The 18234-nt window shown below is 42.1% G+C and carries 10 protein-coding genes; 4 read left to right on the top strand and 6 right to left on the bottom strand.

All coding sequences use genetic code 11. From position 1 onward, the window contains the following. Positions 1–5: 5 nt before the first annotated feature. The 6 genes from SIO70_RS06900 to SIO70_RS06875 form a co-directional block, all read right to left on the bottom strand. Positions 6–1019: an arabinogalactan endo-beta-1,4-galactanase gene (locus SIO70_RS06900; protein WP_320580209.1), complete on the bottom strand. Its 1014-nt coding sequence runs from the start codon at positions 1017–1019 to the stop codon at positions 6–8. Further along, entirely contained in the window at positions 1016–2077 is a 1062-nt protein-coding gene (locus SIO70_RS06895; RefSeq protein WP_320580208.1) for a SusE domain-containing protein, read from the bottom strand. The genes SIO70_RS06900 and SIO70_RS06895 overlap by 4 nt, the downstream gene beginning before the upstream one ends. Before the next feature lie 17 nt (positions 2078–2094). After that, complete coding sequence (locus SIO70_RS06890) at positions 2095–3666, bottom strand: RagB/SusD family nutrient uptake outer membrane protein (RefSeq protein WP_320580207.1); 1572 nt, start codon at positions 3664–3666, stop codon at positions 2095–2097. Between the two features lie 4 nt (positions 3667–3670). Then, entirely contained in the window at positions 3671–6613 is a 2943-nt protein-coding gene (locus tag SIO70_RS06885; protein WP_320580206.1) for a SusC/RagA family TonB-linked outer membrane protein, read from the bottom strand. Between the two features lie 31 nt (positions 6614–6644). Further along, entirely contained in the window at positions 6645–9116 is a 2472-nt protein-coding gene (locus SIO70_RS06880; protein WP_320580205.1) for a cellulase family glycosylhydrolase, read from the bottom strand. Between the two features lie 142 nt (positions 9117–9258). Continuing rightward, a complete protein-coding gene (locus SIO70_RS06875; RefSeq protein WP_320580204.1) occupies positions 9259–13443 on the bottom strand; it encodes a two-component regulator propeller domain-containing protein in 4185 nt (1394 codons plus the stop codon). Positions 13444–13843: 400 nt separating this feature from the next. Between SIO70_RS06875 and SIO70_RS06870 the strand changes: the two genes are divergently transcribed. The 4 genes from SIO70_RS06870 to SIO70_RS06855 all read left to right on the top strand — a co-directional run bounded on the left by SIO70_RS06870 (position 13844) and on the right by SIO70_RS06855 (position 18183). Beyond that, the gene (locus SIO70_RS06870) at positions 13844–15121 is read left to right on the top strand and encodes an MBOAT family O-acyltransferase (RefSeq protein WP_320580203.1); all 1278 of its coding nucleotides are present in this window, start codon (positions 13844–13846) and stop codon (positions 15119–15121) included. Beyond that, positions 15122–16030 carry a DUF1574 family protein gene (locus tag SIO70_RS06865; RefSeq protein WP_320580202.1) on the top strand — a complete coding sequence of 303 codons (909 nt, stop codon included), beginning with the start codon at positions 15122–15124 and terminating at the stop codon, positions 16028–16030. It begins immediately after the preceding gene. A 456-nt stretch (positions 16031–16486) separates the two neighbouring features. Continuing rightward, a complete protein-coding gene (locus tag SIO70_RS06860; RefSeq protein ID WP_320580200.1) occupies positions 16487–17128 on the top strand; it encodes a DUF4433 domain-containing protein in 642 nt (213 codons plus the stop codon). Continuing rightward, positions 17128–18183: a macro domain-containing protein gene (locus tag SIO70_RS06855; protein ID WP_320580199.1), complete on the top strand. Its 1056-nt coding sequence runs from the start codon at positions 17128–17130 to the stop codon at positions 18181–18183. The genes SIO70_RS06860 and SIO70_RS06855 overlap by 1 nt, the downstream gene beginning before the upstream one ends. The last annotated feature ends 51 nt before the right edge of the window (positions 18184–18234 follow it).

Genomic DNA, 18234 nt, shown 5'->3' with positions numbered 1-18234 from the left:
TCTGTTTATTTAAATGCATCCAGCGCTTCAGTGGGTTTTCCTGAGTCGTCGAATGCGCCCATTGTGTAGTTTTTCCAGGCGCCATACGCCTCGGGTTCCCAGTAAAATACACCCAATACTTTGTTATTGGAAATAGACTTTGATTTTGCAATCAGATCAGCCAGGAAACTTTTAGCTGTGGCTGCCTGTTCCTGATCCATACCCACTTCACAGATCATGACATCAGAACCATACCGGGATATCATATCCTGCATGTTCGCATAACAAGCAGTGTTCAATGACTCCCAATTATCTTTGGTGGGATACAACGACATACCGATCACATCCCATTTTGCACCATTCGATTTCAAACCGTCAAACAGCCATCTGAACAAAGAATTATCATTGCCATTTTGCAGGTGTACAATTACTTTGGCAGCAGGAAACACCGCTTTGACAGCATCATATCCTGCATTGGTCAATGCAGCATAATTGGCCATATTCGTGGATGCTTTTCCTTCTTCCCACAGCATGCCATTGCCTGTTTCATTGCCTACCTGTACCCATTCTGGCGTGATCCCCTCTTCTTTTAACAGGGTCAGCACTTCTGTAGTATGATCAGCGACGGCAGTTTTAAGTTCATCAACACTCATGCCGGACCATGCCGCAGGTTTGGTTTGCTGACTGGGATCCGCCCAGCTGTCACTATAGTGAAAATCGATCAGGATACGCAGCCCCAGGCTATGTGCACGATATGCTTTTACCAGCAGATCATTCTTATTACACCAGCCATCTGTAGGATTGACCCATACACGCAGGCGTACTGCATTTACACCCAGCGTTTGTAATAATCTGATACCATCCATTTCTATGCCCCCGGCATTGTAGAATTTTTTGCCGGACGCTTCCATTTCTGTAAGCCAGCTTATATCTGCACCTTTGGCGAATCCCGAGGTATCTGTGGTCGTTGTTGTAGCGCCATTGTCCTTACCACATGCAAACAATAACAACATTGCTACCAGTATCTTGAAGTTCCTCATTCTACAGAATATTTAAAGTTTTTTGGATCGCTCAGATCCAGTTTCAATGTGTAGGTACCTACTTTTGTATACGGAAATCCATTTGCATCGGCAGTGTACAATGTACATACACCTGCTTCCTCACTGGTACCAAAGAACCAGCTCCAGCTTTGATTGATCAGTACTTTGATACCCCATTGCTCTGCAGCAGTGGTGGTGATGCTGGCTGTCCATATCTTGCTGGCAGCATCGTACGTCATGGGGGTGGCAGTAGTACTCCAGCTATTAAAGTCGCCTACTACACTGAGAGAGTTGATCACGGTTTCACTCCATGTGAGTGCATTTGTATTGGCTGTAATGTAGAGGTATCCGCCATTCGCCGTCCAGCAGTTCCAACGGTCACTACCGGCATATAATACATATTGATTATCATTAGCAGGATAACCACCGTATATTACGGAAGCACTGTTGCTTTCTTCATTCGTGAGCAGGAAATTGTACCACTGGTCTACTTTTACAAAGCCGTCATATTTTCCGTCTTTATTCCGGGCACAAAGTTTCCAGGGGAAAGAGGTGAGATCGGTGCTCGCCATGTATAAATAAGCCGCATCGTTCCCTGATACGTAAGGCGTGATGCTGAGCGCTAATACATTGCTGTAATTGGAGGATGTATTTGCAGTGAGGGTGGATTTTACACGCACGTACACTGTACCACTTTCACCAGCCGTCAGGCCAAATCCAAGTACTAAAGTATTCAAAGTAGCGGTGGTGTAAGAGAGGGAAGAGCTGGTCACTGCTACTTCTTTTTTGATGCTGCTAAAATTGGCATCCAGTGCATACTGCACAGTCGTTGTGATCAATGACTCTTCTACTGCATAACCATTAGATACGCTTAAGGTGCCGGCATTCCACATCAGCTGTAGCACCACACTATCTTTTGCAGACTGTGACAATGCTAATTGTGTAGCCGTAGCAGTCAGGGTCGCATCTTCAAAACCCGTTAATACTGCCTCTGCTCCTTCCTTTTTACAACTGGCAAAAAGGAATATGCTTAGTATATAGCAAACTATTTTTTTCATGGAACGTGTATTTGAGATTAGTAGCCTGAATTTTGGATCAGGTTAGGATTTGAAGCCAGGTCAGTTGATGGAATCGGATACAGGTTATATTTTGTATCTACGGATTGTCCGTTCACGGAACCTCCTTTCCATTGCCATAAATAATCGCCACCTGTAAACTTACCAAAGCGGATCAGGTCTGTACGACGACTACATTCCCAGAAAAGTTCACGGCCACGTTCTGCCAGGATGAAATCGAGCGTTAAGGCAGACGCGTTTATATCACCTGAAGAATTCAGGTAAGCTCGTTCGCGGATCAGGTTCACATAATTCACAGCTTGGCCAACAGAGCCACCGGTGCCTCCTCTCAATACAGCTTCTGCATACATCAGGTATACATCTGCCAAACGGAACATTGGGAAATCAGTATTTACCAATCCACCATCTGTAGTATAACTACCATCATCATTCAGGTTCGTGAACTTAACGATAGAGAGTCCCTGGCTGGAAGAAGATGGATCATCTACATTCAGGGTTTGTCCATCTGTCCAGAAATCACCACGGATATCTGTCTGGCCTGTTGTATCAGGGAAAGAGTTTACAAACTCCCTGAGCGTGCGAATGCTGGCCCATCCTGACACTACGCCATAGTCAGCAGCTTTCATGCTGCCTACGATCGGACCATTCACCAGGTAGGTAGTGGAGCCCCAGGTAGTAGTATTTGTTGCATCTGCTTCTATAGGGAAGATGATCTCATTTGCTGTACGTTTGTCATTATCGCCATTGAACAGTTTTTTATAGGTTGCCTCCAAAGAATAACCACCGGTGATCACCTTGTTACAATAAGTCACACAGTTAGTATAATCGGCCGTACCTGTGTATACAGCGGCATTCAGGTAGTTCCTGGCCAATAACGTCCATGCAGCAGCCCTGCTTACCCTGCCATATTCATTTTGCAAAGGAGCAGGCAATACTTCTTCTATATCTTTCAACTCAGACTGGATATAATCATACAGGTCTGCTCTTTTGATACGTGGTGGGGTGAAGGCGCCTACTTCATCGTTTTCAGTTACAAAGGGCACATTGCCATACAGGTCCATGGCATGTGTATAGGCCAGTGCACGCAGAAAACGGGCTTCGGCCCTGAACACCTTCAGCGTGGTCTGATCAGATTCAGAGAAGGAAGCGATTTTTGCATCTGTCGCATTTCTCAGGAACTCATTGCAGAGTGCAACGGTATAATAGATACGATAATACATCGCACTCACCCAGGTGTCAGAAGCACCCCATGTCATGTATTGTATATTCGTGAGGTTATCGCCACCGGCCCAGGTATACACTACTTCGTCAGTGGGTACTTCCTGCAGGTTGAAATATACTCTCAGGTATCCCCATGATGCAGTGCTACTTGCCATATCCGCATTGCCATCACCCTTTTCAATACCCGCTACTGCAAAGGCGGAGTAGAGTTTGGCCAGTACGGATTTATAATTAGCAAGAGAAGTGTATACGGATTCGGATGTCTCTTCCACACTGGGTACCTGGTTCAAATCCTTTGTACAGGCGGCCAGCATGGTGATCATTAATATGCAGGATAATATCTTTTTCATAAACTTAGAACTCAAGGTTAATATTGATGGAATAAGTACGTGGACGAGGATAGAATGCGCTTTCAAATCCATTGGTCACCTCAGGATCCTGTCCGGTGTATTTGGTGATGGTGAATACATTCTGCGCAATAGCGCCGATACGCATATTCACGTGCTTTGCTACTTTTCCAAAGTTATAAGCGACTGATAGATTATCCATTCTCAGGAAAGAGGCATTCTCTACATAATAGTCTGAGTAATATTGGCGGGTCTGGAAACCTGTTTTCAGATAATCTTTATGCAGGTTGTTCAGCGCCGAATTTACATACTGTACGGTTTCCCATGCGCTCAGACTCATCTTGGTATTGTTGTATACATAGTTGCCGATGTTTGCACGCAGGGTAAATCCACCGGACCATTTCTTATAAGTAGCTTGTGTGTTGAAGCCCAGCAACCAGGTGGCGGCAGGAGAATGATAGCGGTACAGGTCACTTTCGTTGATCACGCCATCTTTGTTCAGATCAGCATATACACCTTCCAGCGGTTTGCCTGATGCATCGTAAACCTGTTTGTATACATAGAACATATTGGGTTGGTAACCGGCTGTAAGTATCTGGATGCCTCTTCCACCCACAGAAGTACCAGTATAAGTACCTACTGTATTGGAGCCCTGTACCAGGGAAATATTGGTCACTTTGGTATACTGGTTGGTGGCATTGAAATTCACATCCAGTTTGAAATCACGCTTACTGATCGGCGTGGTATTCAGCTGAAATTCAAAACCATGGCTTTCAATATTACCCACATTGGTAGTCGCTGTCTGGTCAAAGTTGGTACCCGCTGCCACAGATACGTCGGCCAGCAGATCGTAGGTTTTACGGTTGTAATATTCAATTGAACCGGAGATCCTGTTGTTTAAAAAGCCAAAGTCCAGGCCATAGTTGAATGCCTTTGTTGTTTCCCATTTCAGATCGTATACATAGACAGATGGTCTGTATACATATAAATATTCATCCCCAAAGCGATAATTTGCGTAACTGTTCCCCTTTTGATACACGGATAGGTAGCTATAGTTGCCGATGCCATCCTGTTGTCCCGTTACACCATAACTGGCCCTTAATTTTAAGTTATTAAGTACCTTATTGTATTTCAGAAAATTTTCGTCTGTTACATTCCAGGCCACAGCTACAGAAGGGAAAGTACCCCATCTGTTTTCAGGGCTGAAGCGGGAGGTACCATCTCTTCTGACGGTTCCTGTGATCATGTATTTGGATAATAACGTGTAGTTCACTCTTCCATAATAAGACAACAATACATGTCGCTCATCGGATGCTTTGGCGGTAGACTGCAATTCACCTTTTTCATTATAATAATTGATAGCAGGGCTTTTGGCGCTCCAATGCTGGTAATCATAACCGACAGTTGCATCAAAGCGGTGTGTGTTATGAATGTTCTTTGCGTAGTTCAGATACCCTGTGAACAATTTGTTCTTCATCGTCTGGGAATACGTATTATTAGATCCTCCCACACTATAACCATCTGCAGAAGCAGCAGGTATATATACAGAACCTTCACCCTTACTATAGTCGTAACCTAAGGTAACGTGCGCTTTCAGATCAGGCAGGAAATGGAATCTATAATCCGCATCAAAGTTGCCGATACTCCTGTACACATCACTTTTCCGTTTTTCCTGTTCTAATAATCCTACAGGGTTCCTGTTGGCACCAGTAGCAGGTACGCCGCTGTTGTCAAGGCTTTCATAAAAACCACCAAAAGCAGCATTACCGGAATATACAGGTTGTGTTGGATTGAATGCTATAGAAGACCAGATGGCATCTGTATTGGCAAAACGGTTATTGTTCGCAGCACCTTTCAGGTTGAAGGTCAGGTTTAAATGTTTGTCAAATAGGCTGGGTGTGATGACCAGTGAACCTGTGAAACGTTGTGTGTTATCTGTCTGCAGGTTACCGTTCTGGTTGTAGTAGCCAACAGAAGCACGGAAAGGCACTGTTTTCGCTATCTTCCCGGTTACACCCAGGTTATTGTCCGTACCCATTGCATTCTTAAACACCTCTTTCTGCCAGTCGGTATTACTACTGCCCAGGAGGGCTTTTTGAGCATCGGTGCCTTGTGAATTGATTACATCTCTGAACTGTGATGGCGACATCATATCGGCTACATTCTTTCTTTGCTGCAGGGTAACTACAGAAGAGAAGTTGAGCTTGAGCTGATCGCCTTTGCCTTTTTTAGTAGTGATCATCAATACCCCGTTTGAAGCCCTGGAACCGTAGATGGCTGTAGATGCAGCATCTTTTAGTACGGTAATGCTTTCAATATCATTAGGGTTGATCATACTTAAAAAGTTGTCAGAATTCCCGCTGATACCACCTGTTTCCAGTGGCACACCATCCAATACGATCAGCGGTGCATTGCTGGCACTTAAAGAGGCGCCACCACGTATGCGGATGGTACTACCAGCGGTGGGAGAACCACTATTGGTCATGATCTGCACACCTGAAGCCTTACCACTGATCAGCTGTTCAGAAGAACCGACTAATCCCGGGTTAAAGTCTTTGGTACTGATGCTGACAGCGGAACCTGTCATATCTTTTTTAGTTTTGGTACCATAGCCGATCACGACTATTTCTTCCAGTTTTTTGTCTTCGAAAGACATTACCACCTGCAGGGTGTCGCCTGCTACTTTTACCACTTTTTTAGCAGCGCCTACGTAGGTAAATTCCAGTACATCTTTTCCTGAAGGCATTAGCACGGTAAACGCTCCGGAAGCATCGGTCAGGGTACTGGTGGTGGTACCGCTTACAAGCACGGACACTCTTTCAAGTGCTTTCCCGCCTTCATCGGTCACAGTACCTTTTACGGTACGACTTTGCCCCTGGGCATGCACTCCCAGAAAGCTAACCGCCATGCATAGGCAGAATAGAAATTTGCGGAAAATTGATTTCTTCATATTGTGGAATTAAAAATTTTATACGATCTGTTTATTCAAGCCAGATGGCTCCAATGTCTATCGAAGCGTTGTCTGGCACCTTGTCTGATGTGGAAATGTTTAGTGTTTCAATTTTATGAATGTTAAAGTCAATGTTGGTTTTTGGTATGAAATACTGATTCATGAATGCCGGGTATGGACGAGGCAATAAAGCTGTACTATCCTGTGCTAAAGCTGCAATAGGTATCTTATAAATATGCTGGTCATTGTTTAATGAAATTTGTTGTGAATAGGTGTACCCGTCTGAAGTAATAAAGCCAATATTTAGTGCTGTTAAGGTAGATGTAGGGATGTATATGCATAAGAATTTTGTTGCTTGTAATTGCTCTTCTCTATTGATGAATTGGATGTTCTTTCTCCAAAAGAAGCGTGCATTATCGTCTTTTACATGCATTGTATATCGCTGTACAGCGGGGCTCCATGGCCGATCTCTGTAAGTAGAGGATTGAATAAAAGATCTTTCAGACAGAGAGAGATATTCCATTTCTTCATCAAATACAATCGGAGCTTTTGGATCCTTAATAGCGGTTTCCCAATACCGCGTCACAGTGAAATCCCAATCAAGCGGAGCACCCTTTTCGTTTTGAGGAAATGTATAGCTATGACCGTTACTATATACAGTGATGGTGTATTTTAAACTTTTGCTTCTTATCATACTGGCAGGAATGGTTCCCTGATAGGTATAACCGTGTGTTCTTTCTAAACGGATATAAGGATTGTGATCAGACCAGAAAGAAACATGATCTGTTTGCAATATCACGGAATCGGGAAATGAAGGTCCTGCTATATCTGCCTGAACTATTATATCCTTATCTGTTTCCGCAGCAGCCAATGGCGTATGGACAACTTCGAACTGCTGTTTTAACTGAGCAGGTGGCGCTACAAATTCACCCAATTTAATATGCCCCCATTCAGTGGCAGCAGACCATCGCCGGGCATCGTCCTTCATCAGCAAATAAACACCAGGAGTGATGTAAAAAGCACCATTTTCGACGATGGTGTCTCTTTCTGAGTGGAGGTTCCTGACAATAAAATGGGTGCCAAGATCAGGCAATTGCAATTGCATCGGCCATTTGTTCCATGCAATGGTTACGACCTCCTTATCAGGAGCAGGGCGTGCAAAAGGATCTGACAACTGTATCGCATCAGGCATCAACTCTAATCTCCATACTCCGTTTTCCAGTTTATCCAGAAAATATGCACCTGTGCCTTCATACCTTACAACAGGTGAGTTGCCATAACCTGCGATGGTGGTAAGTTGTGAAGGTGCAACTGGTTGAACGGTGGTATTGTTAGAATAAAAATATTGTTGTGGATTATTGAGCAGACTAAGATCTTCCTGATAACTGACCCTGAAATTACCGAAAACGGTATCTGCCGGATAGGCAGGAAATTGTTCTCCCCGTTTTACCTCTTTCGCCACTGCTGCCGCTATTTTCATACTCAGCGCTTTCCGGGGTGTATAGGCCAGGTTTAAATAATGTGTCTGGTATTCTGTATTATAAGCAGCGATATCGATGGGATCATACGCAAACTGGGTGATCCACTGAAAACCCTGTGAACGGAATGTTCGCGTCATAGCCGGGTACATATAACTATAGGTGATATCTGCCGGATCGAATTCATAGATAGCTTTGGCCTTTGTGGCAAACCCTTTTTCGTTGGAGAAGGGGATGTTGTACTGATCTACATAAGGCAGAAAATTCCCTGTTCTTGTATGTCCGGCTACCAGGCCAATAGGATACCACTGGTAGGTAGTGCCTTGAATATCAGAAGCATAGTAAGCAGGTACGTGCTCCCGGTTATGGCTTACATTATAGAATATTGGTTTCTTATTCCCTGTCGATCTGATGGCGGCCACCATGGTGCCGATGTACTTTTTAGTATCTAAAGGGTCTCCTGCATGGCAAGGCTCATTATTGATCTCAAAGCCTACGATGGCAGGATCCTCTTTGTAAGCCTTTCCTGTATAAGGATTGACATGTGTGAGCAATTGTTTGATATAGGTTTCCTGGGCAGCAATAGCTTTGGGATTCTTATGCACATCACATTTGTCATATAAATAGGAAAAACCACCTGTTGGCTGGTTCCTTTCCGGGTAGCCATTTCCAAAATTGGTCATACAGGTGATTAACACCCTGATTCCCCGTTGCTGCACCCTGGAAATCAGGTAATCGAGGAGATCAAGGTGTTCATTCTGTTGTAACCTTCCGATGGAATCGGTAATTTCTACATCCCATATATGTATTCTGTAAGCATTGAACCCAAGACGGGAAAAATGGTATGCGTCTTTGTCAATAGCTGCTTTGTGATCTTTGACTGAACGATATGCATGTGCAAAAGGGAGGGTATAATTCACTCCATAAAAGGAGGCCTCTTTTTTACTGTCCGACCAGCGCATCACGCCAGATTTATCAACGTAGATAGTCTGTTGAGCGAACGTGGCCGTAAAATACAAGCACATGCAAAGGAGTGGAATTGCCTTTAGGGACATAAATAACCGTATCAGTTTTTCGTACGGTTCGAAACTATTTAAGATTCATTTTTAAGTGCGGCTGATATCGGACATAATAGGATAAAATTTAGACAACGGACACATATATTGATTATATATTATTTTTAATATACTGAGAAGGTGTAACTCCGAATTCTGACTGGAAACATTTGGAGAAATAGGAGGCTTCGGAAAACCCGACCATATACATGACCTCTGCCACGGTAAATTTATTCTGTTGTAAGAGAACGGCAGCTTTTTTCATCCTGATGGAGCGGATGTATTCTACCGGGGTGAGGCTGGTGAGTTGCTTTACTTTGCGGTAGAGTTGTTTGGAATTGGTAAAGCTCAGCTCACTGAGTACCTGAACATTGAACTGGGGATCATCCATTTTTTCCTCTATGATCTGGGTGATGTCGGAGAGAAACTGCTCATCCCTGGATAGGGTCTTATCTTCTTTGGGGTCAGTGAGTGAGGAGATCCGGAGTTGGTGCTCCATGTCTTCCCGGCGTTTGAGTAGTTGCTCCATCCTGGAGAGCAGGATAGAAATATCAAAAGGTTTGGACATAAAGGCATCGGCGCCAAGGTCGATGCTGTTTAGTTCGGTTTGCCGGTCGTCTTTTGCAGTTAATAATATAATAGGTATGGTGGCGGTCATGACTTGTTTTTTGAGTCGTTTACTCATTTCAAGGCCGTCCATTACAGGCATCATGACATCTACGATGATGAGGTCAGGCTGCCATTCCAGGCTGAGGGATTCCCCTTTTTTGCCGTCGTGGGCGATTTTGATCTGGTATTGTGGGGTGAGGGCATGGTGTAGGAAATCTGTTATTTCATGGTTGTCGTCTACGATGAGGATCTTTTTCTTGGGGGAGGGATGCTTGCCGGGTTGCCCAGGCAGGGTGTGTTGGGGTGCTGAAAGGTTGTTATCGTCTTTTGAAAGGGGGGGCTGGTTCCCTGAAAGGTCGCTTTGTTCTCCTGAAAGGGTGTTCTGGCTCTTTGAAAGAGGGTCAGGTTCCCCTGAAAGGTCGCCCTGTTCTCCAGAAAGGGGGTCCTGGTTCTTTGAAAGGATGTTATGCTTCCCTGAAAGGTTGCTCTGTCCTCCTGAAAGGTCCTGGTTCTTTGAAAGGATGCTATGTTCCTCCATAATGGGAACAGCCACTCTTTCCGGAATAGGTAAACTGACTGTCACCGTAGTCCCCTCTCCTTCTACAGATGTTATCGTTACATACCCGCCTAGTTGTTCCGTATAGTTCTTCACCAGGTAAAGCCCTATACCAGAACCTTCCTTATTCCTCGCCGTAATGGAAGATTTGAAAAATCGCTCAAATACATATGGCAGATCAGCAGCAGGAATGCCGATACCAGTATCGGTTACTTTGATTGCCACAACATTGTTTTGCTGGGTGATTTCCAAATGTATAGTCCCACCATGAGGTGTATACCGACAGGCATTAGACAGCAGGTTAGTGATAATCGCCTCGGTTCTGATCACATCTGTATCCATATAAATCTCTTCCCTGTTGCAGGAGAAAGTAAAAGATACCTGCTGGTTGCTAAAGGAGTCATACAGCTTTCGGGCGAAAGTCACCAGTTCCAGCTTTGATAATACCAAGGAGGAAAGCGCACTACTATCAGCCCTGTTGAAGTTTAGTACCCTATGAATTAAAGCATTCAGTTTCAGTGCATTTTGCTGTATCCCTTCGAGTTGCTTCTTTTTCAGCGGACTTCTGCTTTCTGCCAGCATCTGGCTCACAGGTGCCAGGATCAGACTCAGGGGCGTTTTTAGCTCATGAGAGATATCGGTGAAAAAGTTGAGTTTCAGGTTGGTCAGCTCTACTGTCTTTTGTTTTTCGATACGTTCGATCTTGAGATTATGCCTTACCCTGAAGAAGTTGATCGCCCAGAGCACGAGTCCGACCACGATCAAAAAATAAATCGCTTTCGCCAGATTGGTATAGTACCATGGCGGAATAATGGTGATCGACAGTTTTAACGGGTTGGCAAATGGTTTTCCATATGCATCGAGTTTACTCACCAGCAGGGTATAATGCCCATAACTCAGGTTTGTATAGTTGATCAGGTTATTATTGAGTGGCAAGGTATTCCAGTCATCATCTATTTGCGTGATCCTATATACATACCGGGTGCCTTCAGGATCTGAATAACTGAGGTCAGAAACGGCGAAAGCAAGGTTGTTCTGCTCATGACTCAGGCGGATATCGTTCTTATATCTTATAGATCCGGATAGTTTCCCATTGATGTACATGGCGGTGAGATACAGCTGATTGCCGGCACCAGTGGCAGGTTGTATAACCGATGCGGCGATCCCTAATTCATCAGCACCTCCCAGGTATACGGCATGCTGGTCTTTATCATAATACATGGAGGTAAAGGCAGATTGCCCACTGTTGAATCGCTGTACCGTAGTAGTATTTCTGTCCATCATCAAGATACCTTCACTGGTGGAGATCCAGATATTGGCATCTACCTGTTCCATGCTTAATATCTGGTCAGCTTTAAATGGGATGATCTTTTGCTGGCCATCCTTTATTCTGACGATATTGCCGGGGCAACCGATCCAGATTACACCAGCATCGTCTGCGAACATATAAGAGGGATGCTTTGATCCATCCATCAGGGTTTCTACCTGGAAGGTATGTGGGTTGATCTTATGCACGGCCCTGTTATAAATTAATGCCCAGATATTTCCCTGCCGGTCTTTTGTAAGCTGGTTCACGGAATTACCGGCCAGGCCATTGTGAGCAGCGAAGTTGTGCATGGCTATAATCGGAGCAGGGGTTAGTCTTGATCTGTCTACAACATAATCAGGAGCCGCAGTTTGCCGTGATTTGTCAACTACAAAACCAGGAGTTGTAGTTTGCCGTGATACATCAGGAACTGCCGTGAGCCGGGACCTATCTACTACAAAAATACCTCCCAGGTAGGTGGCGATCCATAACCTTTGCTGATCATCCTCCTGAATGTTATAGGCCCAGTTAGCATTACGTGACTGAGAGCTATCGATAATATTATAATTGACGAATGCTTTTGTTTGACGATCGTATCGATTGATGCCACCATCTGTAGCTACCCATACATTGTTGTTTGTATCTTCAAAAATGTCCCTGATACGGTTGTGCGAAATAGGCAGGGACTTATCTCCCATCTTATACCATGCAGATGATATTTCATGGCCTCCCGGAGAAGTGCTGCGGATAATTCCATTTGTACCACCCAGCCAGTAATCGCCGTAGTGATCTTTATAGATATTATAAAACCGGTTTCCATCCTTTTCATGAGTGATATCAAAGATGGGGATCACCTGCAGGCTGTTGTGGTTTTGTAACAGGGAGATGCCGTAGTCGGTACCCAGCCAAATATTGGCTTCTTTGTCGGCAAACAGGCTCCAGATGATATTATTGACGATAGAGCCTTTATTGCGGGCGTCATGTACAATATGCTCCAATTGTTCAGAGGCGGGGTCGTATATGTAAAAACCGGCATCGGTACCTATCAGCAGGTTATTCCTGTTGTCCGTCATCAATGACTTTACAGAATGGTCCTGTAGGATGGGGAGTTTGACAGCGAGGTTTTTAACCAGGTCGTAATAATAGATCCCCCCTTCTGTACCTACCCAGATCAGGTTACGGACTGTGTCTTCAAATAAAGCGTTGACAAAAAGGTTGCTGCGTTTATGAAGGTCTGCTAAAGGGATCTGGCGGATCTGTGGTTTATCTGCCGAAAGGCAATAAAGGCCGTTATAAGTGCCGATCAGAATATCCCCGCCACTGGTACGGGTCAGTGAATAAATGGTGTGGTTGGATAGTCCTTTATAGCCGACGCTTTCCAGTTTTTTATGGGTGAAGTTGTATTTAAACAGGCCTTTGAAAGAGCCTATCCATAGATTATCATTTTCAAGCAGCAGGGTGCGTACATCGGTTGGGAATTGTACAGGCACTGGTTCATATTCATCTTTCTGGTAGTTATAAAAGAAGATGCCATTTTCCATAGCCAGGCACATCAATTCTTTATTGACGACGATGATGTTGTAGACGAATGTTTTATGTGAGGTATCCTTACCAAGGTGAGATTGTACAGAAAAGCCGTCATAGCTATAGAGGCCATTGTTGGTACCCAGCCACATGAGGCCGAGACTATCCTGAGCGAAAGCGTTAATAGTGGTAGCTTCAGGCCCGATAGCAATATTCCTGAATGTATGGTATTGATAGTTCTGGCCCCAAAGTAATTGTACTGATAATATGAAGATGGCAGTACAAATAAGTCGCTTCAACATACGGTACAAATGTAGGGGGAAAATGGTCAGGAGTGTTATTTTTTGGGTCCTGCTGTTTGTTTTTTTTCCCTATTTAGTTGTATCTTATGAGGTTAAAGGTAAACCCCATTCCCAAAATACAGCGAATACCTTAGGGGGGGACATGCTCATGAAGTTAATGGATGATCATGTGCAAATTGTCATAAAACACTGTCCCGAATGCTTCGAGGTAAATTTTGTCTGCATAAATTAGTAAAAGCTAATGTTATTTAATTCCATTGAATTTGCTATATTCTTACCAATAGTGTTTATTTTATATTGGTTTGTAGCGAACAAAAATCTAAAAGCCCAAAACATTTTACTGTTAATCTCCAGTTATTTCTTCTATGCCTGTTGGGATTGGCGTTTTATGTTCCTGCTCATGTTTTCTACATTTTTAGATTATTTCACTGGATTAAAGATGCAGGATCAGGATAATCAAAATGCTAAAAAGGGATGGTTCTGGCTAAGCATAATTATCAATCTCGGCTTTTTGGGCGTATTCAAATACTATAATTTTTTCGCAGCTTCTTTTGCTGTTGCACTTTCGCACCTTGGGGTACGGGTCAATCCCGGAACATTGAACATTCTGCTTCCTGTAGGGATCTCTTTTTACACGTTTCACGGGCTATCTTATGTGATAGATATTTATAAAGGCAGAATTAAAGCGGAGAGAAACTGGGTGGATTACTCTCTTTTTGTAAGTTTTTTTCCTCTTTTGGTGGCCGGTCCTATTGAAAGAGCGACCCATCTGTTACCACAGGTTAAACAGGAGCGGACTTTTGATTACAAAAAAGCTGCAGATGGCTTAAGGCAGATACTCTGGGGATTGTTTAAAAAAATGGTGATTGCTGATAATTGTGCTATTTATGCGAACGAAATATTTAATAATTCGGCGCATCAATCGGGAAGTACACTGGTACTGGGAGCGATTATGTTTGCTTTCCAGATTTATGGAGACTTTTCCGGGTACTCGGATATAGCATTGGGTACTGCCAGACTTTTTGGATTTGAGCTTTTACAGAATTTTGCTTTCCCTTATTTCTCCAGAGACATTGCTGAGTTCTGGAGGAGGTGGCATATCTCCTTATCCACCTGGTTTAGGGATTATTTATATATCCCATTAGGTGGCAGTAAAGGGGGAACCTGGATGAGGATTCGTAATACAATGATCATTTTTATCGTGAGCGGTTTCTGGCATGGAGCTAATTGGACGTTCCTCGTCTGGGGAGCCTTAAATGGATTATATTTTCTGCCATTGCTCGTGACAAGCAAAAACAGGAATAACCTGGGTATAGTCGCGCAAGGCAAGCTGTTACCTTCATTGAAAGATATATTCAATATTGCATTGACCTTCGCATTAACAGTGCTGGCATGGGTATTTTTCAGATCTGCGGATATTGGGCATGCTATGTCCTATTTGTCAGGCATACTTTCTCCTTCATTATTTTCCATGCCTGAGATACTGCCATGGAAAATAATTGGTCTGGTCATTATTTTCATGATGATTGAATGGTTAGGGCGAGAGAATAAATATGCAATTGAAAGCCTTGGACTGAAGTGGAAAAAGCCGGTACGATACGCATTTTATTATACATTAATAATTGCCATTTTGGTATTTGCCCCACAAGAGCAGGCGTTTATTTATTTCCAATTTTAAATGATGAAGCATTTTTTACAAACACTTTTTATATTCCTGATTCCCGCTTTGCTGTACTGTGTTTTTGGGGTATTTATATTGCCACATCGGCTTGTTATCCGCAATGGCCCTAATACACAACAACAGATTGATCGCTCTTTTGAGGGTGTAGTAAAGGAAGATTATGAACTGCTGATATTGGGAAACAGCAGGTGCTACAGGGGTATAAATCCTGCTATATTATCTGTCAAGGCATATAATTTCTCCCATGATAATGATTCTTACAATCAGCAATATTATAAGTTGCAATACCTACTCAATAAAAGAAAGAAGATAGCATATCTGGTATTGGGTGTTGATTATTTTGAGTTTAATGTATTGTCAAATTCACGTAATTATGCTTATGCAGATTATTTAGGAAAAGATTATGAAAGAGACTACAAGGATATGGTTTGGGAGCTAAAGCTGAAGCATTTATTGGAAAATCTAAATCCCAAGCAGCTAAGTCTATTGAAGAAGTCCAGTGTGAAACTACCATTTCAGCGGGAAAATGGCCAGTATATCAGGTATGGAACAGCGCAGGAAAGCGACACTATCCAAAGGAATATAACGAGGTTGAAAATTCAGGAGGATTACTTTCATAAGATAATTTCACTTTGCCGGGAAAACGGGATAATGGTTTTTCTTGTGATGCCACCTGTTCGGCAGAATGAATTAAAGTCCTATACAAATAATGAGATAAACGAATTCAATGCTTTTATCAATAGATCCATTGATCATAAAACGGCTGTTTACTGGAATTTTAGTGAGGATAGTAGCTACACAACAAAGGATTATACGGATATTACCCACTTAAATGAAAGTGCAGCTGACCGGTTTTCAAAAATGCTGGACGATTCTATAAAGAGTTATATAACAGGTTTCAAGTGATTGACCTTCGGGTAAAACAAAAAGGGGTAGTATCATTGATACTACCCCTTTTTGTTTAATATGTAGCCTCGACAGGAATACATTTATACTTATCAAGCACCTGAAAATCAATATAAAAAAATTGCTGGGGTACATTTAGGGGTACAAATTGTCTTGCTGACTTTCTGGTATGTTGACATTAAAGGGTATAAACATTCTGAGTAATCGCTCACATTCTGTCGGCCAAGTAAAGCGATAACTATTGACTCTTTCATGACATACAACCTAATTCATAAAATCTCTACATATAAATAAGGATTCATATCAAACTCTCAATCCCCATCAACCTCTACGGCTATTTTGAATCTATACCAGCTTTTTTATGATATAATTCTGGTTCATTATTAAATAACCAGTTTTCATGAATTAATAAGGTTTTACTATTTTTAAGTAGATAAATCTAGCAATGTAGACTGTATGGGAGAAAACGGAGTTATGAATCCCTTATTATTCAGGATTATACATTTAAACAATTTAGAGTATGTACTCAAAAATGGAATGTTTACCAGAGGGCATATAAATGCCGACCCCAATTACATAAATATTGGGGACAGCACCTTAATTACACAACGACAAGCTCATCCTGTAGGTATAGTCCCTCCAGGAGGCTCTCTTGGTGATTATGTCCCTTTTTATTTTGGGCCATTGTCACCGATGCTTCTAAATATAAAAACGGGTTACAGAGGGATTGTTAAACGCCCTCAGACAGATATAGTCTATATTTGCTGCCGATTTGCTAATATTACAAAAAGCTGTAAGGAATGGTGTTTTACTGATGGACACGCGAAAGACAGATTAACAGCGTTCTATAATAATAAAGACCAGTTAGAGGCTGTTGATTGGAATATGGTTGGACAGCGTTATTGGCGAGCAAATGAAGAGGATATTGATAGAATGAGAAGAAAACAGGCAGAATTTTTGGTTAAGAACCAAGTTCCGGTTGAATGCATATCAGGTATTATAGTTTATGATTCAACAACCGAAGGAATTGTAAAAAAATTGATAACTGAGTTAAGGTTATCAATCCCGGTCATTGTAAAATCAGAATATTATTACTGATGGAATTTATAGTTGGAAATCTCTTAGATTCGAATACTCAAGCTTTAGTGAATACCGTCAATACTGTTGGGGTAATGGGGAAAGGCATTGCTTTACAGTTCAAAGAAGCATTTCCTCATAATTTTAAGATATATGTAGAAGATTGCAAAAAGGGGCTGCTCAAGCCAGGCAAGCTACTAGTGGTAAAAGAAAATACATTACATGGGGAAAAAGTAATAATAAACTTCCCTACTAAGGTAGAGTGGTATCAGAAGTCCAAATATGAATATATTGAAGAGGGCTTAAAAGATTTGGTAAAGGTAATTCGTGATTATAAAATAGAAAGTATTGCCATTCCCCCTTTAGGCTGTGGTAATGGCGGACTTAAATGGGACAAGGTAAAACAAATAATAATCCAATATTTATCTGGCATAGAAGGAGTTTCAATCAAGATATATGAGCCCAATGAAGAGGTAAAAAAGATTTTGAAAAAACAAAATCCTAACAAGGAAGTCTCATTAACACCTGCAAAAGCAATGTTGCTTTATGCCATGTTTTTCTATGAAACATTAGGAGAAAATAGTAGTCTATTTGTTGCAAATAAGCTTGCATACTTCCTTAAAAGATTAGGAGAAAGTTCATTTAATAAATTAAAATTTGAACGTAGTCACTATGGTCCTTATAGTGTTCAAGTAGCACATTTACTTCACAACATGAATGGCAAATACATTAAGGGATTAGAGCAAATGGATGCTAAAGCTTTTGAAGTATTGGAATTACAATATGATAAGTTTGATGAATTAAAAGATTATATTAATCGTGAGTTGTCTGCAGATCAAGTAAACCGTATAAGAAGCCTTATAACGTTAATTCAAGGATTTCAATCAGCATTCTCATTAGAAGTACTTGCTACAGTGGACTATATACTTGCCGAATATCCAAGTATAGATCAAAATAAATTAGTGGAAAGTATTCATAATTGGTCTAAGCGTAAGAAAGATTTGTTCCAAGAAAGATATATTCAAATTGCTCATGAACATCTTCAGAATTATAGCGATACTTTTCAATTAGCTTAGATCTTAGCTTAATTAGTTATTGCTTTATTACTTAAACTACTCTGAGTAATC

Source organism: Chitinophaga sancti (assembly GCF_034087045.1).
GTDB classification, from domain to species: Bacteria; Bacteroidota; Bacteroidia; order Chitinophagales; family Chitinophagaceae; genus Chitinophaga; species Chitinophaga sancti_B.
This window is presented reverse-complemented; position numbering and strand designations above follow the sequence as displayed.

Bases quoted from the DNA above. Each gene is read 5' to 3' on its own strand.
- SIO70_RS06860 (WP_320580200.1), top strand. From the start codon at position 16,487: ATGGGAGAAAACGGAGTTATGAATCCCTTATTATTCAGGATTATACAT.
- SIO70_RS06865 (WP_320580202.1), top strand. From the start codon at position 15,122: ATGATGAAGCATTTTTTACAAACACTTTTTATATTCCTGATTCCCGCT.
- SIO70_RS06885 (WP_320580206.1), bottom strand. From the start codon at position 6,613: ATGAAGAAATCAATTTTCCGCAAATTTCTATTCTGCCTATGCATGGCG.
- SIO70_RS06855 (WP_320580199.1), top strand. From the start codon at position 17,128: ATGGAATTTATAGTTGGAAATCTCTTAGATTCGAATACTCAAGCTTTA.
- SIO70_RS06890 (WP_320580207.1), bottom strand. From the start codon at position 3,666: ATGAAAAAGATATTATCCTGCATATTAATGATCACCATGCTGGCCGCC.
- SIO70_RS06880 (WP_320580205.1), bottom strand. From the start codon at position 9,116: ATGTGCTTGTATTTTACGGCCACGTTCGCTCAACAGACTATCTACGTT.
- SIO70_RS06900 (WP_320580209.1), bottom strand. From the start codon at position 1,019: ATGAGGAACTTCAAGATACTGGTAGCAATGTTGTTATTGTTTGCATGT.
- SIO70_RS06875 (WP_320580204.1), bottom strand. From the start codon at position 13,443: ATGTTGAAGCGACTTATTTGTACTGCCATCTTCATATTATCAGTACAA.
- SIO70_RS06870 (WP_320580203.1), top strand. From the start codon at position 13,844: ATGTTTTCTACATTTTTAGATTATTTCACTGGATTAAAGATGCAGGAT.
- SIO70_RS06895 (WP_320580208.1), bottom strand. From the start codon at position 2,077: ATGAAAAAAATAGTTTGCTATATACTAAGCATATTCCTTTTTGCCAGT.